This window comes from Syntrophorhabdaceae bacterium (assembly GCA_028698615.1).
Taxonomy (GTDB): Bacteria; Desulfobacterota; Syntrophorhabdia; order Syntrophorhabdales; family Syntrophorhabdaceae; genus Delta-02.
In genome coordinates this window covers 19274-42598 of sequence record JAQVWF010000007.1, presented here as the reverse complement: position 1 = coordinate 42598, position 23325 = coordinate 19274, and the positions used below count along the sequence as shown (strand labels likewise).

Below are 23325 nucleotides of genomic sequence, written 5' to 3'. Positions count from 1 at the left end.
TTTCTATCACCTCATCGGTTTTTTCTTGTATGCTACATCACTTCCAGGATGATCTCCGTGATGTCCTTGACCTCAATGTCATCGGCATGGTTCATCACCAGTCTTGAGTCCTCGAGAGCCGTGATGCAGTAGGGACAGGCCGTGACCAGCTCTTTTGCACCAAGCTCGATCGCCTGATCCACTCTTATGTTCGAGAAGCGCTCATGCTTCTCCGTTTCCGCCCAGACCCTGCCTCCGCCCATTCCGCAGCACGTGCTGTCAAGGCGCGCCTCAGGGAGTTCGGCAAACTCGATGCCAGGGATCTCCTTCAAGGCATCCCGGGGCTCGTCAAAAACGCCGTTATGGCGGCCGAGGTAGCAGGGGTCGTGGTAGGTGACCTTTTTGGCGTACTCTCCGGCAAACTTGATCTTCCCTTCCTTGATAAGCTGCGGCAGCAACTGCGAAATGTGGACCACCTCAAAGTTGACCTTGAACTCGGGGTACTCGTTCTTGAAGGTGTGGTAGCAGTGCGGGGAGGAGACAAGGATCTTCTTCACGCCGCTGTCGACAAAGGTCTTGATATTCTCCTTTGCGAGTTTCTTGAAGAGGTCCTCATTGCCTGTCTTACGAATGCTCTCGCCGCAACAGTTCTCCTTCTCGCCGAGGATGCCGAAGTCGACGCCGGCCTTTTTCAAGACCTTTGCCGTGGCCTGCGCGACCTTCTTGAGCCTCGGGTCGTAGCTGCAATAGCAGCAGGGGAAATAAAGGTATTCCATACCTTCCTTGAAAGGCTTGACGCCAAGACCCTCAGCCCAGGCGCCCCGCGTCTTTCTGTCTTCGTTGAAGGGGTTGCCCTGGCCGGCAAGGCCGGAGGCAACCGTACGGTACGGCTTGACCGGCCCGGCAAAAACACCGTACCCGGTCGCCATCCTGCGGATAGCCATCATGTCGTCGATCTGCTTGACGTCCCGGGGGCAGCGCTGGGGACACTTGCCGCAGGTGGTGCAACGCCAGATCTCTTCTTTCTCTATCTCGCTGATGCCAAAGGTGGCCTCGCGGATGAGCTTTCTCATGCTGAACTTGCGCACCTTGTTCCAGGGACAGACGGTATCGCACTTACCACACTGGTAGCAGTACTTTATCGCGTCTCCGCCTTTCTCCTTGATCTCGTCTATTACCTCTTGAAAGGGGGCTATGATTTCCACGGTTTATTAATCCTCTTGTCTTGTATTGACGTCTAGTCCTTCTGGGATATCCGGGCTATGGCGTCGGCGACCTTGTCCAGTCCATATTTGTCGATCATGGATGTAAGGCCTATCTCAACGTTCTCCATATCAACGCTCTCTTCGACTTCCTCTTCCCTCTCTTCGTACACGAGGACGTCATTGATGCACCACTCAACGCATTTCGGTTTTTCGAGGGGAGGATCATCTTCGCACATGTCGCACTTGAGAGGAAGTCCGGAGTCGGGCTCCTTGAATATGTCCCTCGACGGGCAGGTGGCCCTGCAGAAGGTACACTCGTCGTATTCCTTGCCGTCGATCACATATTTCTCCCTGCCCATGCATTCCGCCGGAGTATATTCGCCCGCGAATATGGGCATCCATACGTCCTTCAGCGGGTGGCGGATTATCTGAATGCGGGACCGTGCCGGATTAATGCCGCTGTACCTCGGCGTGGAATGAAAGGCCGAACAGACTATCTCGCATCCCCGGCAGCCGTTGCACTTGTCGGCATCAACCTTGATCGTCTTGACTTTCTTCTTAATCTTGGCCATCTTTCAATATCCCTCTCTTTTCTAAGTCTTCTGCAACGTAGTCCAGGTCCAGTTCGTGCAGCCTTTCCTTCGTGGGAATGCCTTCCTGGTTCCAGCCCTTGAACGTGTAGTACGTGGACAGGAGGTTTTCTTCGATCTCGGGGTACCTTCTCTTCCAGTGGTCTTCTGGCGGCTTCTCATCACCCCTTCTCAGACCCAGCCTGTTATTGAGAGCCCTGTGGAGGTTACGACTCCTGTTGACTATCTTCTTCAGTGCGGCCTCGTCGAGGTCGAGCCCCGTTGCCGCCGAAATTATCTTCGGGTAATTGTGTATGTGGTAGGGAGGCTTCAGGCAGAACGATGACATGCCGGCACACACACAGCAGGCATCATCGATATTGTGGAGCATCTCCATCCAGTCTACGATCTGAGAGCTCATATCGGCCGTCGGATAATAGGGTATGCCCTTTTCTCCGCGGGGTTCCCAATCGAGAAGCCACTGTTTCCAGCTATCGTCGGGAAGCTGCGGCCAATCCTTCACAAAGTCCTCTCTCTGCTCCATGGTCGGGAAGGCGCCCTGGGGCCAGTTTCCTTCGATCTGGGTGATGCTTATCTTCTCGTTCGTTGAATACATGAGATAGTACAGAGGATCCATTGTGCCGAGTTTGAGAGGAAGCTGTTCGTGTCTCTTGATCGTGTTGTGATCGAATGCCTCCGCGCCGTTGCCGATCGCCCTGGCTGCGTAGTAGACACCGTCGGCCAGAACGTCGCCGATACCTTCGCGGCGGACGACCCTGTCGAGGAGCCATACAAATCTTCCTTCTTTATCGGAGGGACATGCCGGGTACGTGTCACCTGCCGCAAAATCCTTGTCCGTCAGGATGCCGGCCTCGTAGAGTTCCACGGCAAAGGCCAGGATCTGAGGTGTGGAGAATGAATCCACGCCGTATTCGGTGGCACGCTGCAGCGTTCTCCAGGCAAAATCCATGCTGTCCACGTAGGACGCCATCAGGTATGTCAGCTTGCCGAAGCACTTGGCCATATACCGCGGGGTCTCTTTGTACGAGACCAATGCACCGCAGTGCTGGGGACAGTTGAAACAGCTGATAAGCCGCTTGATACCCTCTCTCTGTGTCCTCGGGAACTCTTCATTTATCTTCTCATCCCAAAAACCTCTCCTGCGGGTACGTGCGTTGCCCCACATGAAGTTCTCCGTATGCCACTTCTCATCGGTGTGCACCATCTCCTGCGGCGAACCGATACCGGACAGAATGGTCATGACGTCCTTGATGGGGTTTTCATTCCGGAAGTTGATGTATGCCATCATATCCTTCATTTCCTTCATGAAGGCCTCGCCATTGGCAAGGTTGATGTCCTTCGTCCCCCGGACCGCCACGGCCTTTATTTTCTTGTCGCCCATGACGGCGCCGCCGCCGAGACGGCTGGCACTGGAGCGACCCTGCTCGATGGAGGCGGTGAAGCACCTGTTCTCACCGGCTATGCCGATGGCGGCCACCTGCGCGTTGGGCTGGTTCAGTTCCTGGCGGATAAGGTCCTGTGTTTCAAGGGCCCCTTTACCCAGGAGATGGGATGCGTCGCGAATTTCGACCTTGTCGTTGTTGATCCAAATGTAGACCCATTTCGGGGATTTGTTATTAAATATGATCTTGTCGTAGCCGGCATATTTCAATTCCGCAGACCAGAACCCCCCCATCATCGGATATGCCAGAAGGTGCGATTGGGGTGAAATGAAGGTAATGACACTGCGGTTTGCGCTGAACGCCGGTGTGCCATTGAGAACGCCGGAACTGAATATGAGCATGTTGGCGTCGTCAAAGGGCTTCGTTTCGGGGGGAACTCTGTCCCAGTGCAGCTTCACGCTCGTGCCGAGGCCTCCCAGGTGGGTTTCCAGCAACTTCGGATCCGTCTCCACCCGTTCGATGTTTCCTGTCGCCAAATCAATTTCTAAGTTGTACCCTGTCTCTCCATATCTCATTTTTGGCTCCTACTCCTCTAATATCTCCGAAGCTCGCCTTATAACCGCTTCGTGAACTTGTGTATTATATCACAAGGTCCTCTCGTGTCAAGGAAAATAAGACCTTCGCCCATGATTGCGCGGCAGGGGGAACCGCACGAAGATACATATGGAAGATCATTCTATATTCCGTTGAAGGAGCCCTCGTTTAGTCACGTCCAATTCGCTAATCTGCGGAGGGGCGGCAAGATGCTTCCAGCACCGAGAATATAGTCAGCGGAGGCGCTGCAGAAAGTTCATCGGGAACTGTGGACAACATCCGTCAAATCCAATATGATATAACCAAACTGCGAAAAGGTCTCCAGAGTGACTGGTATGAAAACTACAGATTTGACAGTATCCGTTAAGCAAGCCCTCAGAATTATTTTCGATTCCATTCGGCCTCTGAACAGCGACAGCGTCGCCATCATGGAAGCGTCCAATCGTGTTCTCTATGACGACATCATAGCGGACACAATGGTGCCCCCCCTCGATGATTCCGGCATGGACGGTTATGCGATAATCGCCGAAGATACGCAGGGGGCGTCAAAGGAACATCCCGCACGGCTTCAGGTCCTCGGGGAGATCCAGGCGGGCGCCTCGAGCACCGGCAAAGAGGTTTCAAAAGGAACGGCTATACGGATCATGACGGGCGCTCCCATACCGCAGGGAGCCGATTGCGTGGTCCCCGTTGAAGATACGGAAGAAGAGTCGGGATGGGTGAGGGTATTTCGCGAAACCGCACGATCCGAGAATTACAGGTTCGCCGGGGAGAGCATCACGATAGGTGATAAGGTGCTCTGCAAAGGCGATCGCCTCACCTCGTCCAACGTGGGCATGCTCGCGTCTCTCAATCGCGGGACTGTCCGCGTATACAGGCAGCCGACGGTCTCCATTATCTCCACGGGCAATGAGCTGGCCGATGTGGGAGAAGAGATCCAATTCGGCCATATACGGAATGTGAATGCCTATACCTTGTACGCCGAGGTAAAGAAGTATAGCGGTCTTCCCCATTACCTCGGCATCGTGAAAGACACGGTGTCGGATACAAGGGAGACATTCCGGAAGGCCCTGGAATCAGATGTCGTCATATCCACGGGCGGAGTATCGATGGGAAGATACGATTTTGTGAAGGACATCCTTTCCGACCTCGGTATCGATATTCACTTTGAATGGGTCAAGGTCAAGCCGGGCAGGCCCTGCACCTTCGGGACAAAGGGCGATAAACTGATCTTCGGGTTGCCGGGAAACCCGGTCTCCAGCCTTACATCCTTCATTCAGTTCGTGCGGCCTGCGCTCCTTGGGCTCATGGGCGCCAAAAGGGTCCGCAAACCCGTCGTCAATGCGATCCTGGATGAGGATGTAAAGAAGCAGCCCGGCAAGATGTTTTTCTTAAGGGGCCGGTTTACGATCGAGAACAACGATTTTCATGTCTCAACGACAGGCAATCAGAGGTCGTCGGTCCTGCGTTCGATGAGCGACGCCAATTGTCTCATAGTGCTTCCCGAAGACACCACCCAGGTGAAGGCGGGCGGGCAGGTTGCCATCCAGCTGATCGACCACGACGAGATATAAACTACTTTCTTGCCGCGGAAGGATCGCCTTTCAGGGTCTCCAGGTACCTCAACCTTGGAATGATCTCCCTGTGCACATCGCATAAGACGGATTTCCCCAGAGTGCAGTCGGCAAACATCCTCTTGTCGTTGGGGCATCCGGCATGACAGGCGGTCCTCGATTCACATGCCTTGCATTCGTCCGGCAGGTCGGGTCGCCTGATATCGTAATGGAAATCGTAAACCTGCAACTTTGCCAGAGGATTCGGGTCGTAGATGGTTCCGGATGTGAACGAATGGTTCCTGATGCAGGGTCCGATGCTTCCATCGGGGAATACAGTCGCTATTCTCTTCCCGCAGGGATAGGGGGAGGACTCGAGTTTCCAGGCGGGGATCAGGAAATCAAGAAGGAACGTGGTGTGGACGTCATAACCCCTCACAACGTACTCTTCAAGCATATCGCACAGCTCATGATACCTTTGAAGCAGTCTTTTCCTGTACCGGGGGTCCATCCCCCTGTACAGGTTCCTGTAGTATCTGAGGCGGTATCCATTTTCGATCCCAAACCGCGTTATGTCCAGCACCCTCTCGAGGTTGTACTCATCGAGAGTGGCAAGGATCGTCTGGTTGATCACATTCGACCTTTCGCCGATTATCTTCATCCGTCTCGACAACTCTTCAATGGGGATATCGGTGATGTTTGTCGAGATCCACTGGATGTCCGCCAGGTCATCCCAATTAACGGCATCCACGAGATCGGCATTGGTGCAGACATTCCCCTGCATCCCGTCGGTGTTCGCGTAGACGGCATCCATGACCTTCTTGATCCTCCCTGTTTTGAGCAGTGGTTCTCCGCCGAGGAAGACAACGACGTTCACCTTGATGTTGTTGACCTTCCAGACCTCCGGGATCCACTCGAGGAGCCGCGAGAACGTCCTGTCGTCCATTTCGAAGGTATTATCATAGCCCACCTGGTTGAAGGCATAACAATATTCGCATGTTCTCGTACATCTGTACGACAGGAACAGGAGGAACCAGAAGAAGGGAAATTTCTCCCAGCCGTCGCCTCCCTGTATCCTCCCGTTTTCAAGAGAATACATTTTCTTCAGTTGCCCGGTGTGTTCCGTCAGGGTTCTCACGATCGTCGTCGCCTTTCCTTATCCGGACCCAATGATCCGCTCAAATATTTATAGGAAAAAGAATGGGAGAAGTCAACGGCCTTATTCCGGGGCGTCAGACGTTACATGGGTGGGGAAGAGGATGTACCCTATGTCAGCAACTGGACGGAAATTACCGATCCCTCAGAAAGATGGTCCTTATCTTCAGGTACGGATGCCAGAGCGGTGGCCTCGGCTATGGAACCCAGGCGGCTGCGTTTCTTCATGGGATGAAAGATGGGCAGGCCTTCACCCTGCTCAATGGTCCCAAAGAACAGATCGGTCCAGCCGACTTTGCCGTCCCCGATACCGGAGGCAAGCGTGGCATTGATCCGGGGCAGACCGGGACTCGCATGGCCGCACAGGCGCATAAGGCCCGGCAGAGCGATCTGCAGGAAGGCTATAAGGTTGGAAGGCGGACCGCCGGGCAGGATGAACACGGGTTTCCCGTCCAATATGCCGAAGCCCACGGCCTTGCCCGGTCCCATGCGGATCCGGTGAAATATCTTCTTCCAACCCATTCTGTCAAGAACGTCCGCAACCATATCGCGATCACCCTTCCATGCCCCGCCGCTCGTGATCATGGCATCCGTCGCGGCGGACATCTTCTTGAAAACAGAGAGAATGGAATCGAAATCATCCTTCACTATACCCTTGAGCGATCTCATCCCCGACCTTCCGCACCACCCTGCCAGGGTGACGATATTGCTTGCGTAGATCCTGTCCTCTGCAAGAGGCGCGCCCGGTTCGACGATCTCGTCGCCGGTTCCGACGATCCCCACCACGGGGCTTGAAAAGAGGGGGACTTTGCTGATACCCGCTGCGGCGAGATAACCCGCGGTGGCCGGAGATACGCGGCGGCCCGCCTCGAGAAGACGCCGTCCTGTATGCACATCGCTGCCGCGGGCCAGTATGTTTTTGTCGGGTTCCACGGGGGCCGCTTCCACGAGGACCTCGCCCTGTTCGCTTCTGGTACATTCTTCAGCTACCACGGCATCGGCGCCCGACGGGATCCTTGCGCCCGTCAACACCCTCACCGTGGTCCCCGGTTCGAGGATCATGGTCTTTGCGCTTCCAGCGGCTGCTGAGCCTATGGGGCGCAGGCGCACGGGGTTTGCGGCGGTCGCATCCTTGACCTCGCTGAAGAAAACAGCATAGCCGTCTTTGCGGGAAACGTCCGATGACGGAGAATCAACGAGAGCATAAAGATCCGACGCGGCTACGCGGTCTACACTTTCGAGAAGGCTGACGTTTTCCGCGGGCAAAGGCTCTATGGCCTCCAGCATCAAACGCAGGGCCTCTTCAAGTCCGAGGGACATACCCTTCACCGGGTGAATGGCCGTCATCGCATCACGCGAAACAACCGAGCTGACATTCCCTTATTTTGATGCCCAGCCTGTTGCAGGCATCACCGATCTCTTTCAGGGACATATCGTGTTCCCGCGACAATCTGACCGCCACTGAACAGGTAATGACCTTCTTATCTTCACGCAACACCACCGCGTCCATTATCGCCCTTTCCTTATCACTCATCATTTCTCTCCTGAGGGTTTTCATCAAAACCCTTTTTATTTTGCGCAATTCTATATAAAACCGAAGTTGGTTGTCAAGGTCGTTGATCCGTGGATATCATTCGTCCCGTTGCGGTGACGGGATGTATGGACGATACGGGAATGAATTCATCCGCATGGCGCGGAACGTTCCTGACGATACCCGGTCATGGCCGGTGCCAGGGGTTCATCCTTTTGGCGGGAACGCAGGATGTCTCGATCTGCCTTTTCCGAGATATCCCGGTATCTCCGAAGAAGTTCGTCCTTATGAAAGATTCGGTGAATTTCCTTTTTATCATCGACGGAGATTATGGTAGTATCTTACCACGTTCCGCAAAACACATTCTATCTGGCAAAGGGGTATTACATGAAACGTTATCTCATGCTCGCGGTCGCGGCCATGTGCCTGTTGTTATCAGGCATTGCCCAGGCGGAAACGCTCATTGCCTCAGGACACCCGCAGTATCCACCCATCATGTGGAAAGAGAACAACACCATCGTAGGCGCCGGGCCGGAACTCGTCAGGCTGCTCTTCAAAGATCTTAACGTGACGGTAAATTCGCCCTTTTGCGGGGACTGGGACAAGGTCCAGCAGGAAGCAAAGGAAGGCAAGGTCGACCTGCTCGTCGGATTGTACATGACGGAGGACAGAAAGGCCTTCTTTGAATATTCCAATCCCTACGCCAAGGACCCCGTGGTAGCATTCGTGGCCCGGGGAAAGAGATTTCCCTACTCCAAATGGGACGACCTCATCGGAAAGAAAGGCACCACCACCGTCGGCGATAGCTTCGGTCAGGTCTTTGACAGGTTTCTTTCCGAAAAGCTTACCGTCACCCGTTCAGCAAAGGTGGAACAGAACTTTTCAAAACTGATCAAGGGCCGCGCCGATTATTTTGTCTACGCGATGTACTCCGGCCTTTTCGAGGCGGACAAGCTTGGCATAACGAACAAAGTGGAGATCCTTCCCAAAGAGATCTGCGTGGAGAATTGGTACATCGGGATCTCGAAGAAATCTCCCTATGTAAAGTATCTTCCCCAGATCAACAAGAAGCTCGATGAACTTATCGATAATGGAACGGTGGACAGGCTGATCGAAAAATATGGCAGCCAGTATAGAAGGACGATTGCAAACAAGAAGAAGGGGAGCCCTACAAAGGTGAAGCGGTAGGGTAGTGGGGGTAGGCTCTCAACATCCAGGCATGCGCCGCGCGGCCAGTCCATCGTTTTGATCCTTTTGGCAACGCGGCGCATCACCTGGGCAAATCCGCTGTATCCGCAAATCGATATATCGCACAGCCCTGACGTCTCTTCCTTCAGAACCGGTATTCCAGGGACAGGGATATGTTTGCCTGGTCAGACCATACCTTGACCCCGTTGGACAAACTCATGTCGATGTCAAAAGAACGGTTGAGGAAACGATGGCTGCCTGTCGTCGATATCATGAGGTAATCACCCTCAAGCCCCATGGAAAAACCTTTTCCCAGGTCTTTCTTCAATCCCATCGAGCAATGCCAGGCATGACCGTAGGTGTCCTCGTATGTGAATCGCCTTCCCGCCCTGAGAAGGTGATTGTCCTCGTTGTGGCCTTCCACGTAAGCCCAATCGGCCTGCAGGTCGAGGGTCAAAGAAGATATCCCTGTCACCTGCGCGAGGTCGACGGTGGACCGTAATCCGATGAAATAGTGCCAGTATGTTTGTTTGAAACGGATACCCTCTCCGGGCAGGATGAGATTCCCCGTTACGCCGGTGAGATCGTATTGTATGCCATCATGGGAAACGAGGTTGAACCTTTGCCAGCGCATTCCTCCGACGGGCCTTATCCTCAACCATCCCGGCAAACCGAGCCAATCGGAAACTTCGAGGTCCGCGTCAAGACGCACCATGTAGCTGGGGGCAACACGCATCTGTGATGTGCTGTACGTGGTCTTGTCGTCGAAAGTGCCGTCATTCTCCCAATCGGAATCCTCAAACTCCCCGTGAGCATTTGCCTTCACACTGGTGAGCGCCTCCATTCCAACGGAAAACCGGGGGAATGCCAATCTCATGTCCAAACCGGCCCACCAGGTATCCAGGGGAAATTCAAGCCGGCTTAAGGGCTCCTGGAGGGGATAATAAGGATTGCCGAACTCATAGGAGGTGTGACTTTTAAAGAAATATTTGACCTTCCCGCCGACGGAAAAATATTCGCTCACAGGCATTGGCTCGTCTTTCTCGACAGGCAAAGCCTCTGCGCCATCAATAAAACACAAAGTGGAAATCGCCAAAACAATTATCCCGATGAGTCCGTTGCGGCCCCAACCCGATATGTGCCTTTTCGTTTTGTTCATAAGCAGTATTTGCACATCTTAGAATCTCCGTTCCGATATTGTCAACGGGATCATGAAGATACCAGCCTTGCTTCACACGATGAATATGTACAACTTTTCCACAGGACCATATCGTCTGAAACGGCATTTTCTTGTGCGCCGGGATTTTCTTTACTGCTCAACGGCAGAAGGGGCGCCAGCGGAATCTGGTCATACTCGGAGCGATACGATGGCTCCTCAATCGCTAAAACCGTTTGAGCCGCTTAAACGTTTGAATGGTTTGAACGGTTCTAGAGCGTCAGAAATCCGTCGGGGACGAGGCTCGTTGCCAGCATGACCGTGTTGATGTCGCGGTGCTCCTTCCATACCTGGGTCTTCTGGTTGTCGGGGTCAAGCCAGAAGGCTTCGATCTTCTCTCCCAGAGGCAGATACCTCCAGAGAGTCTTCATGAGGATGGCGATGTCCCGATCCTCTGCGAAGGCATCCCTGTTTTGCTCGATGATCGATTCCAGTCTTTCCAGCGCGTGGAAACCTATTGACAGTCCCAGTTCGCGAAAGGCAAGCCGGAACCGTGCAGGAGCGTAAAGGAAGTTCTCCCTGTCGGGGTATCTCAGGCCGGGCAAGGACGCATCGAGAATCACCCGCAACGAATCGGACCCTTCAATGTCGCCTTTCACGAAAAGTTGTGCCACCCTGAAAGCATCGGTCAGAAGGCCGCCAAGGCCGAGAAGGTCATCGGTCTGCCAGTCATTTCCTTCGCAGATAACGGCAAGGTCATCAATCTCGGTGCCAAGATCAAGTGATTCAGGCCTGTCAGGATCACGTAATCCCGTCGAGGGGGTCGTGATGCCCCATGGAGGCAACAAGGGGATAGGAAAGATCGACGCTCATCTTCCAGTACATCCGCTTCACGTCCGTTCCGGGAACGGTATAGACAAAAGCGCGGTGTGCCGCCTTCGCGAGCTCCATCGCCCATCGGTTGTATGTGAGATCACCCGTCGCTCCGGCAACCACGTTAAGCGTATGCATCCATTTGGTGAGGTAATGATAATACTGACCGTCTCTATCCCACTCTTTCTGCTCATCGATGGCATCGCACGGTCCCCGTTCATCCATCTTCTTCCCTATTCTGAGGCCTCCGATCGCAGGATGTTCCCCGCCATCATCCTCGGAGAGCCCGCTGATCCATCCCGTTCGGCTACCCCCTTTACGGTGCCTGCCGAGGACGCGGTGCACCTGTTCCACGAGTTCCAGCGCCAGGTCTTTGTACCTTGCATCCCCCGTTTCCCTATAGAGCCCGAGAAAATTGCAGACACCATAGGCATCCGTCCACAAATAGCGCTTCGGAGGCCCCCCTCCGGGAACAAGTCCGGTAAGCTCTCCAAATTGCTCCATTATCCGTGCCGTCTCGGCAATCGCCCGTTCCCTGTCCATGATCCTGTCCTTTATACCGATGGCTTCCCGGTCTTACCGATAAATGTCTTTCCTGTGCCCCACCCTCACAACCCATACGGTGAGTTCTTTGTCCTGAATGGAATAGACGATCCTGTACCGGCCCTGTCGTACACGATACCTCTCCTGTCCCGTCAGTTTTTCATGGCCCGATGGCCTCGGATCCCCGGAGAGAGCCTCTATTCGTTGAAGTATCCTGCTCACATCCTTCTTCGGCAAGGCGGCAAGGTCCTTCTCGACAGATTCCTTGAAGTATATCCTATATTCTGCCATCCCGCCTCAGCCTCTTGATCATCTCATCGTAGCTGACCAAAGGTTCCGACGCCCTTTCCTCAAAAGCAATGATATCCTCCGCGTCCTCCGCGAGAGCTTCTCTGACGGCATCGTTAACCAGTTCCGACACTGAACGGGATGTCTCGACAGCCTTTAATCTCAAGGCCCTGTGCAGGTCGGGGTCCAGGTACACGGTAGCTCGTCTGGATACTGTTGCCATGGTGTCACCTCCGAAGTAGCTATGTAACTATAGCACTATAGCTACAAAACATCAATTCGCGATCTCTCCTCTTACACGCCATGTCGCCCCTCATGTCGCTTCTTCCTTTTCCATCAGCGGGCTGCCGGCCGCACCGGAGGGGACAGCCGCTGCATTTTTTGGAGCAGGTCACGAACCAGATGCTGAGAGCCGAACCCAGAGGCTGGTTCTCCTGGAAATTCACAATATTTGACGAGAACTATGTGCTCATCTTACTAACTGAGACGAGGAAGAAGATGGACCGAAGAGGCTAAGGCGTTGGAGAACCGATAAATATAAGCGGCCCTCCAACGCCTTTAGCCCGCTATCCAACTATCTCGATTGCATCCTGCCGGTTTCATGCCTCGCGATGCCCTGATAGCCCCTGATCGTCCCGTCAATGCCGCGCAGCGGTGTTCCGTTGAGAAGGCACTCCATCACCGTTCCATCTTTTTTCTTCAGCTTTACCGTAAAATCTTCGACAAAACCCTTATCCTCAATTTCTTTTATATACCTCAGACATTCATCCTTGTTCACGTATGTATCGATGGCGCGCAATCCATCTATCTCTTCTTTCTTGTAACCAAACAGTTTCAGAAAAGACCGGTTCACATCGGTAAGTCTTCCCTCACTATCGGTGATGAATATGGCATCCCTCGATTCCTCGAAAAGCCTCCTGTATTTCTCTTCGCTTTCGATGAGCGCCTGTTCCGATTGGACACGTTTCGTAATATCCAGCATTACACCGAGGACTCCTGTGATCTGCCCGGCCTCCCGGATGGGTGTTGTACTGATATGGGCCCATGCGGTCTCGTCGGCGGCTTTGAGGAAGGAGAACTCGTAGGGCCCTACCTGTTCTCCGCGCGCCGTCGCCTGGAAATGCTTCTGAACCGTATTTCTCTCCTGCGGGCGGACCACATCAAAGAGGCTTTTCCCTACATACCACTCCCGCGGATATCCCGATCTGTTCACTATCACATCGTTAACAAAGGTAAACCGCCCCTCCAGGTCAAACGTGAATACCCCGTAATGCATATTCCTCAGGAGAGCCCTGAACGCCGGATCGCTCTTCTCCAGGGATTCCTCTTCCTTCTTGAAATCTGTAATGTCCTCGGATGCCACCACCGCATGGGTAACGTAACCTGCCGGATTGAAGTACGGTGAATAGGTAACGCGGTAGAATTTCGGTTCCTCGCCGGGAAATTCCAGCCAGTTTTCATATCGTACAACATTACCGGAAAAACAGTGATCCAGATGCTTCTTGATAAACTTGAAGCTTGCCTCACCCCAGATCTGAGCAACTGAATTCCCGACTACGTCCTTTCTGGTCCTTCCATGATCACGGCAATAAGTCTCACTCGCAAATTCATACACATAGGACTTGTTGATGAGTGTCATGGAATCGATAAATGGATTTGTTTCATATTCGCCCTTCCCTTTCCCCCCTTTCTTGCCCGGTTCCGTTTGTTGCTGTTTCGTCTTTTTCGTGTCTTCCATTCGTCCCCCTTTTTGCTTTGATATAGACATACTCGTAAAGGTACACGAAAGCATCACAATGCAACCTGCGACGGAATAAATAAAAGCCCAGGGAATGAACTGCGCAGACTCCTCAACCCATGATGTCGTTACCCCCCCTTTTTTTTGAATAGTGAATGATGCAATACCCTTATGACTTATCCGGTATTGCATTTTTTGAGGATACCACCCCGTCCGAAAAAAACACAACCAAAAAAGGGATCCCATGAAAACATCGCTATGGCAGACTGATGCACTGAATTCGACCGGCCTTGACAGTCGCTTCCTGCGCCATGTTTCGGCACAATAAATGGGGCCTCAATCAATCCACTTTCTTTTTCAGGAAACTCTTGATGGTTTCCAGGAGGGGTCTGGTGATCTCCACCTTCAAATAAAGATCTCCGGGTGGTGCGAACGGTCCGACCTGAGACCCCAATCCGCGCAGGCGTATCATCTGTCCATGGGTGACACCGGAAGGGACTGTAATGAGAATACTTCGCAAGCTTTCCTTGTCCGTATAGGGTACCTTTCCCCCGCTCTTCGCCTGCCCGGGGGTGAGCGGCAGTGAATCGTATCTGTCCCCGCTTTGATCCGCCCCGATTCCGGTCATCTTTTTCAGGGCATATCCTGCCAGCTTTCCCAGAAGGCGGGAAGCCATACCCCGTTTCACTCCGGCACGCAGGCCACCGGGGTTCATGCCGCCGGTAAATATGAAGCCCCGCCCGAAAAGGCCGCCATTTCTGAATTCAAAGGTCCGGTAGCCGGAACCGTAAACTTCCTTGAAAACATCTTCAAAACCCCGGAAACCGAAGGACCGCGAGATCTCCTCAAAGATCTGGTTAATGTCGGACCCTCTGAAAATATCATTGTCGGAATAACCTTCCCGGAACCTGTCATACGCAGAATTCCCGTAGCTCTGCCTGAGACTGTCATACCGCTGCCTTTTTGCCGGGTCCGACAGAACGGCGTACGCCTCGTTTATGCTCTTCATGCGTTCAACCGCACCGGGGTCTCCGGAATTCCTGTCCGGGTGGTACTGAAACGCAAGCCTCCGGTAGGCCTCCTTGACCTGCTTGTCCGTAGCCTGGCCATCTATCTCAAGTACTTCATAATAGTCTTTTTGATCCATATTCTTCACACCTCAAGAGTGTCCCCAGTATACCCCAATCACAACCTTGCGGGCAAACACACCTGCTGGTGGATCAAGGTACGCCGTCTAATTGGCTTTAAGGGCTTTATCCTGAAAACAACGATCTGCCGGGGCAACCCGCGGGACGCTCTACCTTTCTTCTGTTGTTATCGTAATTTCACCCGGCTCGTTGCACTGGTCCACCATAAGCACCGCACGAAGGGCCAGCGGCGAGAGCCCTTCCATCACTTCGTCGTCAGTTTTCAATCCGCACGCCCCGCCTGGTGCCGCCACCTGGTGGTGAACCCTGTTGTCATCACTGTCCACATAGAGAATACCTGCCTGACCTGCGATGCCGATGCTGCTGGCAAGCGTATGCGAGGTGCGGACGAGGAGGAACTCCCTTCCGTCTTCCGTGACCGCGTATGTACTCACCATTCCCGACACATTACCCGTCAACGTGCTCGAACCTGTCTTCCTGATCTTTATCTCCATTCCAAATATCCTCAAACACCAACACAGACCCGGATCAGACGTGCATTCAAAGAACATTCATGCTCCGGATGTATGATCGCTTTTCATATCGAATGGCAACGCCACTCCTCGTTCTACTTTCAGCTGGAGCCCGTCCCATTGTTCAGTTGCTGTATCCACGGCGGCAGAGGCCGGGGCTCCCTGGGGACCACATTCCCGCCTTCACAACTCGGGCATTTCGCCCCCCCCATCTCTTCTTCGTCCACCAGGAAGGCGCGGCCGCAGTCCTTGCATTCGTATTCGTTACCAGGCATCTTCTCTGACCTCCATGGCACTATTTTTAATTCAGTATAGTATTTCCGTAAACTCTTTTCCACATCGTCAGTGAAATGCAGATCTAAGCTCACGAAAGCCCTATTGACAGCATCCCCGCCGGCGCGTAGAGTGTTCTCTATGCGTCCTGATCACGGACGGACACAAGAACGCGCGTACAATTAGCGCAAGGGGGCAACGTGTAATGCGCAAGAAAAAGAGGGTCTCCACGAATGAGCATTCGTATTCTTAGCACTTCCGCCCTGGTAGGGCCGCACATCGAGGACCTGGGTCTGCGCTTCCCGGAGCTGCGCATCGCTCCCTATCGGTCCATTGCCTGGACAGCGGGGCTCCCCGGCGCGGAAGCGCTCGTCGTTCTGCTGTCCGAACCCCTGACTGAGGCGGACCTGGAGCTTTGCCCGAATTTAAGGGTCATCGGCACTTACTCCGTGGGCATAAACCACCTTCCTCAGGCCTGCTGCAAGGCACGGGGTATTCAGATCATAAACACGCCGGGAGTATTGACGGCTGCCACGGCCGATCTGGCCCTCACGCTCCTTTTGGCCCTCACCCGGCGGGTAAGCGAAGGCGAAGCACTGGTGCGGTCCGGGGATTGGAGAGGCTGGGCTCCCGATCTTCTCCTGGGATCCAGTCTCGCGGGGAAGACCTGCGGGATCCTTGGCTCCGGCCCCATTGGCCAGGCTTTTGCCAGGCGCGCCTGGGCCGTAGGTTTGAAGGTCATCTTTTGGGACCGGCAAGGCAACCGCAGCCCGGTAGATCTTGGAGTGGACATCGCCGAACGTCTCCCCCTTGATGACTTGCTGAGGCAAAGCAACGTACTGTCCCTTCACTGTCCACTGACGGATCAAACACGCGGACTTCTGAACCGCGAGAAGCTCGCATTGTTGCCCCGGGGTGCTTTCGTCATCAACACCGCACGGGGCGGAATCATCGACGAACAGGCAGCCATCGAACTGCTCCGCCAGAAGAAGATAGGCGGTGTGGGTTTGGACGTTTTTGAGAATGAGCCGGACTTCGACCCGCAGTGGTGCACAACACCCGGAACGGTGCTGCTTCCTCACCTGGGATCCGCGACCATAGAGACACGGGAAGAGATGTCGAAACTGCTCTGTGACGGGATCAGGCAAGCTCTGCTTTCCGCTGACCTCAGTCCAAGCTGAACGTCCGCGCTCTCCTGGCCGATCGACATCCGTAACACTTGATGGCTTCCCTATTAATATATGTACAATGTACTTGACATACAGTACAGTCCGTTGTACTTTTAGTAATATTAACTATACATCAGGTGGGACAAATGGGTAAATCGTGCGGGGCGTTGAGGATTGTTAACCGGTTGAATGTATTGCGTGCAGAGCATCGCATAACTCAGGAAAAGCTGGCGAAAGAGGTAGGGGTGACGCGGGCTACCATTGTCGCGATCGAGAAGGGGGATTACAACCCTTCCCTGGGGCTTGCTTTTCGCATTGCCCGGTATTTCAAAGCAGACATCAACGACATTTTTTCAGTTGAGGAGGAAAGGAAATGAAGAGGCTGGATCCGTTTATATTGAATGTGTTTCTCTGTGGGCTTCCTGTTCTGGCCGGAATCGCCCTGTTCAACTATGTGTTCCATGCGGGGCTTGCTGCCGGCCCTCTCAAAACGGTGTATAACGCCAGCGGGTTTCTCTATGCCGCCTGGATGCTCCTTTCGGTCTACCTGAGCGTCCGGCTTGTACTGTCGGGGCCATTCCGCGACAGGGTGCTGGCCAGGTTGACCTTCATGAGGGAGCGTGACGAGCGCGAAACCCTCCTGACGGGGAGGGCAACAAAGACCACGTTGATGACCTCGCTGGCCATCCTGATCTTTCTGTTCTGCCTTTCCTGCTTTCAGGTGTCTTTCTTCAAGCTGCCGCCCGACAAAGCGCTGGATGGAAAGACCCGCGGGTTTACCCTTGGCGTTGGTTTCTCCCTCCTCAACGAATCCGGGGCGATGGGGAGCAATGCGGCCCTTAGGCAATACGATGTCTTTTCATACAACGGACTGCCGATCTCCAGTTCCGCTATCATCCTGCTTCTCATCGCCTGGCAGATCGTTTCCTACAACTGCACGATACGCCGCCTGACCAAAACGGAATAGAGTGCATGCGATGCCACTGCGGAACTTAGAAGACGGACGAGATATTGACAATCGCCCATCTTCATTTTACCATCACAATAAATGAACGAATCCATTCGAGGTGAACAAGGTGATCGGACCAAAGAGTGCAGCGAGATTTTTTGCCTTTCTTATGAGCTTGTGTGCCCTTGTTTTTTGCAGTACCGATATAGTGGCGGCACCAACCTGCACCTTCTCCGTATCGCCTGCGAGCGTCACCGCCACCGTGCATGGTCTGCCGGACCCGACCGATCCCCGGGGGGGCGGCGGGCGCCCGCCCAGGGTTACCGTCACAGCAAGCAAGGCCGAGTGCGCCTGGACCGCTTCGACAGGCGCATCCTGGATACAGCTTCTGGCCTCGGGTGGATCGGGCAGCGGATACATTGAATACAGGGTTGCGGGAAACAAGACGGGCACACCGCGCACCGGGACCATCCAGGTGGCGGGCAAGACCATCACGCTCGGGCAGGATTCCGACACTGTTTGCACCGTCGTTTCCATCTCGCCTGCGAGCGTCACCGCACCCGAGCAAGGACTGCCGGAAGCATCACCTGATCCCAGAGCAGGGGCATCGTCACCAGTACCCAGGCTGACCGTCACGACAAGCAAGGGAAACTGCCCGTGGCTGGCATCGACAAGCAGTCACTGGATTCGGCTCATAGACAGCAGGGGCCGGGGAAGCGGATATATCCGGTACAAGGTGATGGAGAACACGTCAGGTTCGCCGCGCACCGGGCGCGTAGAGATAGACCGTAAATTCATCACGATCAGTCAGGGCTATTCCGGCACCTGCACCTTTTCGGTCTCACCTGCAAGCGTTTTAGTGCCATGGCAGGGGACAGACGCCGATCCCAGAGGGGCATCGTCACCACCATCCACGCTGAGTCTCAGCTGCACCAAGGCAAGTTGTCCATGGACCGTTAAGACGAGTGCGAACTGGATCAAGCTTTTGAACGCGATCGGCGCGGGAAGCGGGACTGTCCAGTTCAGGGTGATAGCGAACAGGTCCGGTTCACCGCGCACCGGGACCATACAGGTGGCGGGAAAGACCATCACGGTAAAACAACAGGCCGAGGCGGCGAAAGGTGCGGCAACGGCAACCGGGACCACGAGAAACGCGTGCAAGGCCACTATTTCACCTTCAAGCGTGACCGTCGAATCGAGAGGGTCCTCAGGGCAATTTAAGGTCGAGACCCGTGATGATTGTCCGTGGACGGCAAAGACAAGAACCCCGTGGATAGGCATAACATCAGGCGCATCGTCAAAGGGAGGCGGTACGGTCCAGTACACCGTGGGAGAAAACAAGGGCACCAAACGGACAGGCACCATCACCGCTGCCGGCAAGACCTTCCGTATCAGCCAGAAAGAGGCCCCGGCACGCAAGAGCGCCAAAACATTGGAGGGGAACAGGAAGAAACCCGTTGCGAAGCATCCGCGGTAATGATCACTGTTTCCTGAACAGACCTTTTAATTCGACGGCTGTCCAGTCCTGAAAACCGGGGACTTTTAACCATAGCTGCAAAGAGGCAGGCACAGCAATGATCTGATACGTTGTTCGGTACGGCTTGGGCATACTTCCATCGACAGGCCAGGTGGCACCGCCTTTATTCATGGGGGTATCCAGGATCTCCTTCATCACACCGAGATCGATCTTACCCTTCTTCTCATGTCCCAGGGAAAGCAGATTCTTCCATCTCCGGACAGTTTCAAAACCTGCATGGTCCTGCAGAACAATACCCCATGAGGGGTCTGTAAAATGGTTGGTCGCAACCAGCAGCCCTTCTTCATCGCCGTTCCTCCGGCGGTGTTCAAAAGGCGCCCATTCGTAGGAGACTCCCCGCACTGTATCGGCTGCATTTATGATGAAGGCAAAGTCTGTCCTCGTCGTGTTGAAAAAGGCATCCAGCTGGTCCAGCGAACTGCCGTCGTTGAGGAAAGCCAGGAGACTTACAATGGCTGGCACACGGTCGCTATATTTGAGAGAGCCGCCGGAAGGCAGACCATTGTTGAGTTCCAGAAATATGCCTTCCCCGTTCAGGCCGGTCGTGGCGTAGATCACACCGGCAAAGGTGACGATAGCGTTGGGAATTCCCGAGTCAGGATTGAAAACGGTCACGGTAAGGCTTTGCGCAAATTCAACATATTTCTCGAACCAGTCGTAGTTCCTTCCCGCAATGAGTGGTTGCTTGCCCGTATATTCCCCCCAGGCGATGATCCCCGAGCATCCGGACATGGAGCCATAATGCTCGATCGCGTTCAGCATGATCTGCTCTTTCAGAGAAAGCCCGGATGTTTCCGCCATGCCCTCTATGATGTCCTTAAAACGCTGCGGGTAAAGACGGTACAAAGACACTGCCGCCTTGTTCATCTTGTCATCGGAAAGACCCCTGCCCTGCTGAAAATAATCAAGAATGGCATTCTTATACAAGCTTTTCAGATCACCGCTCAACAGACGTCCATACTGACGGCCCATCTGGCGATAGCTTCCGTGAAGGACCAGCACATTGATCTTTCCGCTTCGATAAAGCTTGCCTCCTTCAAAGGAGGATATTAATTTTAATCCCGCTGGCTCGGGTACCGGTTGCGAAGCCAGACAGTGGGCTGCAAAAACGAGCATGATGACCGCTATTGTTAAACGACTCCAAATCTTCATATCAAATCCTCGACTAGATCTTATACCATATCGTTTCATGAATCCATCGACTTCCTTATACCCCCTGCCTCTTAGCCCCGGGTAACTTTTGTATTTACGGGCGGCTGGCGGCAGCGCTATTTCACATAGCAGTATTTATAAATGTAGCATAGAAAGAAAGACTTGTGAAACTTCGGGGATGCCCTTCGACCCGAATTCCATGCTTACGGAAACAGTCAGGGGTTGACACCGGCGCCATTTACGTTGAAGATTAAAGGAAATAAAGCCCCTGAGAACCGGGGCGACCAAATGCATCAAGGGGGTTCCACATTATGAACGAGTCAGGGAAGCCACACGGTGCGGGCCGCAGTACATTCGACCTTATCGACACAGACCGGTTCTTCGAGGTGCTCAAGGTGCGGAAGTCAATGGTTTTGCTTGACCTCGGAGCGGGCAGCGGTGATTACACGATTCCTCTCGCGGAGGCTACCGGGCCCGAAGGCCGTGTCTTTGCTGTGGACGCGTGGGAGGAAGGACTCGCCCGGGTGAGACAGCGTGCGTCAGGCAGACACCTCCGCAACATCAGCACGCTCGTGGCCGACGTGAACAAACACATCCCGGTGGATGACAGGACAGTTGATATATGTCTCATGGCAACCGTCCTGCACGACTTGCTGCGTGAAGGAACGGGAGAAACCGTCTTGCGTGAAACGTTGAGGGTGTTAAGACCGGGCGGAAGGCTCGCGGTGCTGGAGTTCAAGAAGATCGAAGGCAGTCCCGGCCCGCCCCTTCAGATAAAGCTTTCGGAAAAGGATGTCGAAAACCTTCTTACGCCCTTTGGCTTTCGCACCGACAGCGTATCCGACATGGGGGAGTATCATTACCTCTTCATCGCTTCACCACCCGGCTGAAACGCCAGCCTGCTCCGGAGCGGCGAACCACTTAAAACCCGCCGGGGTTGCTTGAAAGATCTTGACCATCTCCAGGGGAACCTTTCTCAGTGGTCGAAGTGGAGATCCACCCTGGACCGGTCGCCTTCCCGGGACACCTTGATCCTGTCCGAATAATGACGGACGAGGAATCCGGACATTCGGGCGAGCGCCCCCGGGTCGTCAACGATTGCAGCCATATCGGGACGCTCTTCGGGAAATTCCACCGCCGGGCCCTCGTAGGTTATCCCGATGTTCAGGCTCAATTCGTCGAAAACTGCGGTCATGACGATCTCTTTGCCTCCCATTCCGCAATGGACGATGGCCTCCGCGAATTCGTTCATGGCGGCCATGGCCCTGTGAATAATATCCTTGCGGGCCCCCCAGGAGGCGCCCAGGTCCTCCATAAACCGGAATACGGTATCCGACGAATGCTCGCCCGACGTGAGCTTCAAGGTTGCGCTGCGTGAGATCCCGATGCGCATGATCAGGTTAAGGCCGATTGCAAGCACCGTGGTGACTGTCAGAGAAGAACTGAAGAAGGGTTTCAGCCAGGGGTGCACGTGGTGATAGAGATTGGGGAATATGTCCACGCTCATGCCGAACATGAGAGAGACTGCAATGACAAATGTCTTGCGGTTATCGATCATCCGGGAGGTCATCATCTGGATGCCGGAGATCACCATGAAGCAGACCATGTAGACCAGCGCCCCGCCCATGACCGGCTTGGGCATAATGCTGAACACTGCGGCCAGTTTCGGCAGAAAGGCCAGGGCGATGAAGAGGCCCCCTATGTAATAGGCTATGACCCTGCTCGTCGCGCCCGTGGCCACGGTGAGACCGACGCTGGCGGCGTAGAGGGACTTTCCCAATGCCCCCAGGGAACCGCCGATGATCGACGCAAGCCCGTCGGCCAGGGTACCCCTGCCGATATTGACAAGGTCCGGACGGACCCAGGCTGTGTCGTTGACCTTCTGGCACATTGTGAGAGAGGCAACGGATTTCAGGGTGGAGGCCAGGGTGACAATGACGATCGGGATCAAAAGAGCCGGGTCAAAGGAATAGCTGATGTGAGAAATGTCCGGCAAAGACAGCATCGGGGCCTGAACTATCTCCTGCATCTGGGCCGTCGTCAGTACCCCCAGGAGAATTGAGGCGCAGTAACCGCCCGCAATTCCGATGATGACCGAGTAGAGGCGCAGTTTTCCCCTGCTCCACACACTGGTTCCCACCATGATGGCAAGCGTTATTACCGCTACCGACACGTTCGCTGTCTCGATCGGGCTGTTTTTGTCCTTAACACCCATGAAGTCAAGGATCATTATGGGAACGATGTTGAGGCCCACCATGGTTAATACCACGCCTGTGACATCGGGAGGAAAAATGACGCGAAGGCGGTGCATGACCCGGGACAGCAGGCATTCGATGACGCCGGAAACGATGGTCATCCCGAAGATAAGGGGCAAGCCGCCCACACTGCCGGCCAGAACGGAAATGGAGAGAAAGCTCGGATCGGTCCCCTCGGTACAGAGATAACCGCTGCCCACGGGACCGCGGTTCAGGGCCTGGAGAATCGTCGCTATGCCGCCCGCGATCATCGTCATGGATACGACATTGCGGATAAGGTCGGGGCTGCAGCCCATCTGGCCCATGACAATGGCGACCACAATGAAACCGCTTGTCAGGAAAAAAATATGCTGGATGGCCAGCACCATACAGATACCGATCGGGGGCCGGTCGTCAACACCATAGAGAAGATTTGCCGGTTTCTTTGCCATATGCGGATCACCTCGTTTTCTTATCATCTGGTACATGTTTCGTAATCAGCCGGAAATAGTCTGCCAGACCGGGGTACCGGGCACTATCACTATGGGACCACGGGGGGCAACGGAGGGACCAGGG

24 protein-coding genes are annotated in these 23325 nt (G+C 54.3%); 7 read left to right on the top strand and 17 right to left on the bottom strand.

Annotated elements, in window-relative coordinates:
* Positions 1 to 32: 32 nt before the first annotated feature.
* The 3 genes from PHC90_04460 to PHC90_04450 are packed head-to-tail and all read right to left on the bottom strand — an operon-like array spanning position 33 to position 3731.
* The gene (locus PHC90_04460) at positions 33 to 1184 is read right to left on the bottom strand and encodes a (Fe-S)-binding protein (GenBank protein MDD3845594.1); all 1152 of its coding nucleotides are present in this window, start codon (positions 1182 to 1184) and stop codon (positions 33 to 35) included.
* 32 nt (positions 1185 to 1216) lie between these two features.
* A complete protein-coding gene (locus PHC90_04455) occupies positions 1217 to 1756 on the bottom strand; it encodes a hypothetical protein (GenBank protein MDD3845593.1) in 540 nt (179 codons plus the stop codon).
* The gene (locus PHC90_04450; GenBank protein ID MDD3845592.1) at positions 1743 to 3731 is read right to left on the bottom strand and encodes an aldehyde ferredoxin oxidoreductase N-terminal domain-containing protein; all 1989 of its coding nucleotides are present in this window, start codon (positions 3729 to 3731) and stop codon (positions 1743 to 1745) included. Before PHC90_04450 ends, PHC90_04455 begins: the two co-directional genes overlap by 14 nt.
* Positions 3732 to 4085: 354 nt before the next feature.
* Here PHC90_04450 and PHC90_04445 point away from each other — a divergent pair, with 354 nt between their 5' ends.
* Positions 4086 to 5324, top strand: coding sequence for a molybdopterin molybdotransferase MoeA (locus PHC90_04445; GenBank protein MDD3845591.1), 1239 nt, complete (start codon positions 4086 to 4088; stop codon positions 5322 to 5324).
* A 1-nt stretch (position 5325) separates the two neighbouring features.
* Here the strand turns inward: PHC90_04445 and PHC90_04440 are convergent, their stop codons facing one another.
* From PHC90_04440 to PHC90_04430, 3 genes are all read right to left on the bottom strand, one after another.
* On the bottom strand, positions 5326 to 6441 hold the full coding sequence (locus tag PHC90_04440; protein MDD3845590.1) for an SPASM domain-containing protein: 1116 nt from the start codon (positions 6439 to 6441) through the stop codon (positions 5326 to 5328).
* A gap of 128 nt (positions 6442 to 6569) precedes the next feature.
* Entirely contained in the window at positions 6570 to 7778 is a 1209-nt protein-coding gene (locus PHC90_04435; GenBank protein MDD3845589.1) for a molybdopterin molybdotransferase MoeA, read from the bottom strand.
* A 31-nt stretch (positions 7779 to 7809) separates the two neighbouring features.
* Positions 7810 to 8016: a hypothetical protein gene (locus PHC90_04430; GenBank protein MDD3845588.1), complete on the bottom strand. Its 207-nt coding sequence runs from the start codon at positions 8014 to 8016 to the stop codon at positions 7810 to 7812.
* Between the two features lie 303 nt (positions 8017 to 8319).
* Between PHC90_04430 and PHC90_04425 the strand changes: the two genes are divergently transcribed.
* Positions 8320 to 9177 (top strand): transporter substrate-binding domain-containing protein, encoded by an 858-nt coding sequence (locus PHC90_04425; GenBank protein MDD3845587.1) that lies wholly within the window; start codon positions 8320 to 8322, stop codon positions 9175 to 9177.
* A gap of 145 nt (positions 9178 to 9322) precedes the next feature.
* Here PHC90_04425 and PHC90_04420 read toward each other — a convergent pair whose 3' ends face one another.
* The 9 genes from PHC90_04420 to PHC90_04380 all read right to left on the bottom strand — a co-directional run bounded on the left by PHC90_04420 (position 9323) and on the right by PHC90_04380 (position 15710).
* Positions 9323 to 10336: an omptin family outer membrane protease gene (locus PHC90_04420; protein ID MDD3845586.1), complete on the bottom strand. Its 1014-nt coding sequence runs from the start codon at positions 10334 to 10336 to the stop codon at positions 9323 to 9325.
* A gap of 269 nt (positions 10337 to 10605) precedes the next feature.
* Positions 10606 to 11178, bottom strand: coding sequence for a hypothetical protein (locus PHC90_04415; protein MDD3845585.1), 573 nt, complete (start codon positions 11176 to 11178; stop codon positions 10606 to 10608).
* Positions 11135 to 11749 (bottom strand): hypothetical protein, encoded by a 615-nt coding sequence (locus PHC90_04410; protein MDD3845584.1) that lies wholly within the window; start codon positions 11747 to 11749, stop codon positions 11135 to 11137. Before PHC90_04410 ends, PHC90_04415 begins: the two co-directional genes overlap by 44 nt.
* A 33-nt stretch (positions 11750 to 11782) precedes the next feature.
* Positions 11783 to 12040 (bottom strand): type II toxin-antitoxin system RelE/ParE family toxin, encoded by a 258-nt coding sequence (locus tag PHC90_04405; protein ID MDD3845583.1) that lies wholly within the window; start codon positions 12038 to 12040, stop codon positions 11783 to 11785.
* Entirely contained in the window at positions 12027 to 12260 is a 234-nt protein-coding gene (locus PHC90_04400) for a hypothetical protein (GenBank protein ID MDD3845582.1), read from the bottom strand. Before PHC90_04400 ends, PHC90_04405 begins: the two co-directional genes overlap by 14 nt.
* Before the next feature lie 351 nt (positions 12261 to 12611).
* Positions 12612 to 13775, bottom strand: coding sequence for a PAS domain S-box protein (locus tag PHC90_04395; protein MDD3845581.1), 1164 nt, complete (start codon positions 13773 to 13775; stop codon positions 12612 to 12614).
* 340 nt (positions 13776 to 14115) lie between these two features.
* Complete coding sequence (locus PHC90_04390) at positions 14116 to 14922, bottom strand: DnaJ domain-containing protein (GenBank protein MDD3845580.1); 807 nt, start codon at positions 14920 to 14922, stop codon at positions 14116 to 14118.
* Positions 14923 to 15072: 150 nt separating this feature from the next.
* On the bottom strand, positions 15073 to 15417 hold the full coding sequence (locus tag PHC90_04385; GenBank protein MDD3845579.1) for a hypothetical protein: 345 nt from the start codon (positions 15415 to 15417) through the stop codon (positions 15073 to 15075).
* A gap of 119 nt (positions 15418 to 15536) precedes the next feature.
* On the bottom strand, positions 15537 to 15710 hold the full coding sequence (locus PHC90_04380; GenBank protein ID MDD3845578.1) for a hypothetical protein: 174 nt from the start codon (positions 15708 to 15710) through the stop codon (positions 15537 to 15539).
* Between the two features lie 231 nt (positions 15711 to 15941).
* Between PHC90_04380 and PHC90_04375 the strand changes: the two genes are divergently transcribed.
* From PHC90_04375 to PHC90_04360, 4 genes are all read left to right on the top strand, one after another.
* The gene (locus PHC90_04375; GenBank protein MDD3845577.1) at positions 15942 to 16889 is read left to right on the top strand and encodes a D-glycerate dehydrogenase; all 948 of its coding nucleotides are present in this window, start codon (positions 15942 to 15944) and stop codon (positions 16887 to 16889) included.
* Positions 16890 to 17023: 134 nt separating this feature from the next.
* Positions 17024 to 17254: a helix-turn-helix transcriptional regulator gene (locus tag PHC90_04370; GenBank protein MDD3845576.1), complete on the top strand. Its 231-nt coding sequence runs from the start codon at positions 17024 to 17026 to the stop codon at positions 17252 to 17254.
* Positions 17251 to 17844 (top strand): hypothetical protein, encoded by a 594-nt coding sequence (locus PHC90_04365; GenBank protein MDD3845575.1) that lies wholly within the window; start codon positions 17251 to 17253, stop codon positions 17842 to 17844. The genes PHC90_04370 and PHC90_04365 overlap by 4 nt, the downstream gene beginning before the upstream one ends.
* A gap of 109 nt (positions 17845 to 17953) precedes the next feature.
* On the top strand, positions 17954 to 19303 hold the full coding sequence (locus PHC90_04360) for a BACON domain-containing carbohydrate-binding protein (GenBank protein ID MDD3845574.1): 1350 nt from the start codon (positions 17954 to 17956) through the stop codon (positions 19301 to 19303).
* Between the two features lie 3 nt (positions 19304 to 19306).
* Here the strand turns inward: PHC90_04360 and PHC90_04355 are convergent, their stop codons facing one another.
* A complete protein-coding gene (locus PHC90_04355) occupies positions 19307 to 20515 on the bottom strand; it encodes a C45 family autoproteolytic acyltransferase/hydrolase (GenBank protein MDD3845573.1) in 1209 nt (402 codons plus the stop codon).
* A 311-nt stretch (positions 20516 to 20826) separates the two neighbouring features.
* Here PHC90_04355 and PHC90_04350 point away from each other — a divergent pair, with 311 nt between their 5' ends.
* Positions 20827 to 21405, top strand: coding sequence for a methyltransferase domain-containing protein (locus PHC90_04350; protein MDD3845572.1), 579 nt, complete (start codon positions 20827 to 20829; stop codon positions 21403 to 21405).
* 86 nt (positions 21406 to 21491) lie between these two features.
* On the opposite strand, the gene PHC90_04345 is transcribed toward PHC90_04350, so the two are convergent.
* Positions 21492 to 23201, bottom strand: coding sequence for a solute carrier family 23 protein (locus tag PHC90_04345; GenBank protein ID MDD3845571.1), 1710 nt, complete (start codon positions 23199 to 23201; stop codon positions 21492 to 21494).
* Positions 23202 to 23325 lie beyond the last annotated feature (124 nt).

Excerpts from the sequence above, each read along its gene's own strand:
- PHC90_04410 (MDD3845584.1), bottom strand. The coding sequence starts at position 11,749 with ATGGACAGGGAACGGGCGATTGCCGAGACGGCACGGATAATGGAGCAA.
- PHC90_04345 (MDD3845571.1), bottom strand. The coding sequence starts at position 23,201 with ATGGCAAAGAAACCGGCAAATCTTCTCTATGGTGTTGACGACCGGCCC.
- PHC90_04385 (MDD3845579.1), bottom strand. The coding sequence starts at position 15,417 with ATGGAGATAAAGATCAGGAAGACAGGTTCGAGCACGTTGACGGGTAAT.
- PHC90_04370 (MDD3845576.1), top strand. The coding sequence starts at position 17,024 with ATGGGTAAATCGTGCGGGGCGTTGAGGATTGTTAACCGGTTGAATGTA.
- PHC90_04375 (MDD3845577.1), top strand. The coding sequence starts at position 15,942 with ATGAGCATTCGTATTCTTAGCACTTCCGCCCTGGTAGGGCCGCACATC.
- PHC90_04420 (MDD3845586.1), bottom strand. The coding sequence starts at position 10,336 with ATGAACAAAACGAAAAGGCACATATCGGGTTGGGGCCGCAACGGACTC.
- PHC90_04395 (MDD3845581.1), bottom strand. The coding sequence starts at position 13,775 with ATGGAAGACACGAAAAAGACGAAACAGCAACAAACGGAACCGGGCAAG.
- PHC90_04430 (MDD3845588.1), bottom strand. The coding sequence starts at position 8,016 with ATGAAAACCCTCAGGAGAGAAATGATGAGTGATAAGGAAAGGGCGATA.
- PHC90_04400 (MDD3845582.1), bottom strand. The coding sequence starts at position 12,260 with ATGGCAACAGTATCCAGACGAGCTACCGTGTACCTGGACCCCGACCTG.
- PHC90_04365 (MDD3845575.1), top strand. The coding sequence starts at position 17,251 with ATGAAGAGGCTGGATCCGTTTATATTGAATGTGTTTCTCTGTGGGCTT.
- PHC90_04355 (MDD3845573.1), bottom strand. The coding sequence starts at position 20,515 with ATGAAGATTTGGAGTCGTTTAACAATAGCGGTCATCATGCTCGTTTTT.
- PHC90_04445 (MDD3845591.1), top strand. The coding sequence starts at position 4,086 with ATGAAAACTACAGATTTGACAGTATCCGTTAAGCAAGCCCTCAGAATT.
- PHC90_04390 (MDD3845580.1), bottom strand. The coding sequence starts at position 14,922 with ATGGATCAAAAAGACTATTATGAAGTACTTGAGATAGATGGCCAGGCT.
- PHC90_04405 (MDD3845583.1), bottom strand. The coding sequence starts at position 12,040 with ATGGCAGAATATAGGATATACTTCAAGGAATCTGTCGAGAAGGACCTT.
- PHC90_04425 (MDD3845587.1), top strand. The coding sequence starts at position 8,320 with ATGGTAGTATCTTACCACGTTCCGCAAAACACATTCTATCTGGCAAAG.
- PHC90_04455 (MDD3845593.1), bottom strand. The coding sequence starts at position 1,756 with ATGGCCAAGATTAAGAAGAAAGTCAAGACGATCAAGGTTGATGCCGAC.
- PHC90_04435 (MDD3845589.1), bottom strand. The coding sequence starts at position 7,778 with ATGTCCCTCGGACTTGAAGAGGCCCTGCGTTTGATGCTGGAGGCCATA.
- PHC90_04450 (MDD3845592.1), bottom strand. The coding sequence starts at position 3,731 with ATGAGATATGGAGAGACAGGGTACAACTTAGAAATTGATTTGGCGACA.
- PHC90_04350 (MDD3845572.1), top strand. The coding sequence starts at position 20,827 with ATGAACGAGTCAGGGAAGCCACACGGTGCGGGCCGCAGTACATTCGAC.
- PHC90_04380 (MDD3845578.1), bottom strand. The coding sequence starts at position 15,710 with ATGCCTGGTAACGAATACGAATGCAAGGACTGCGGCCGCGCCTTCCTG.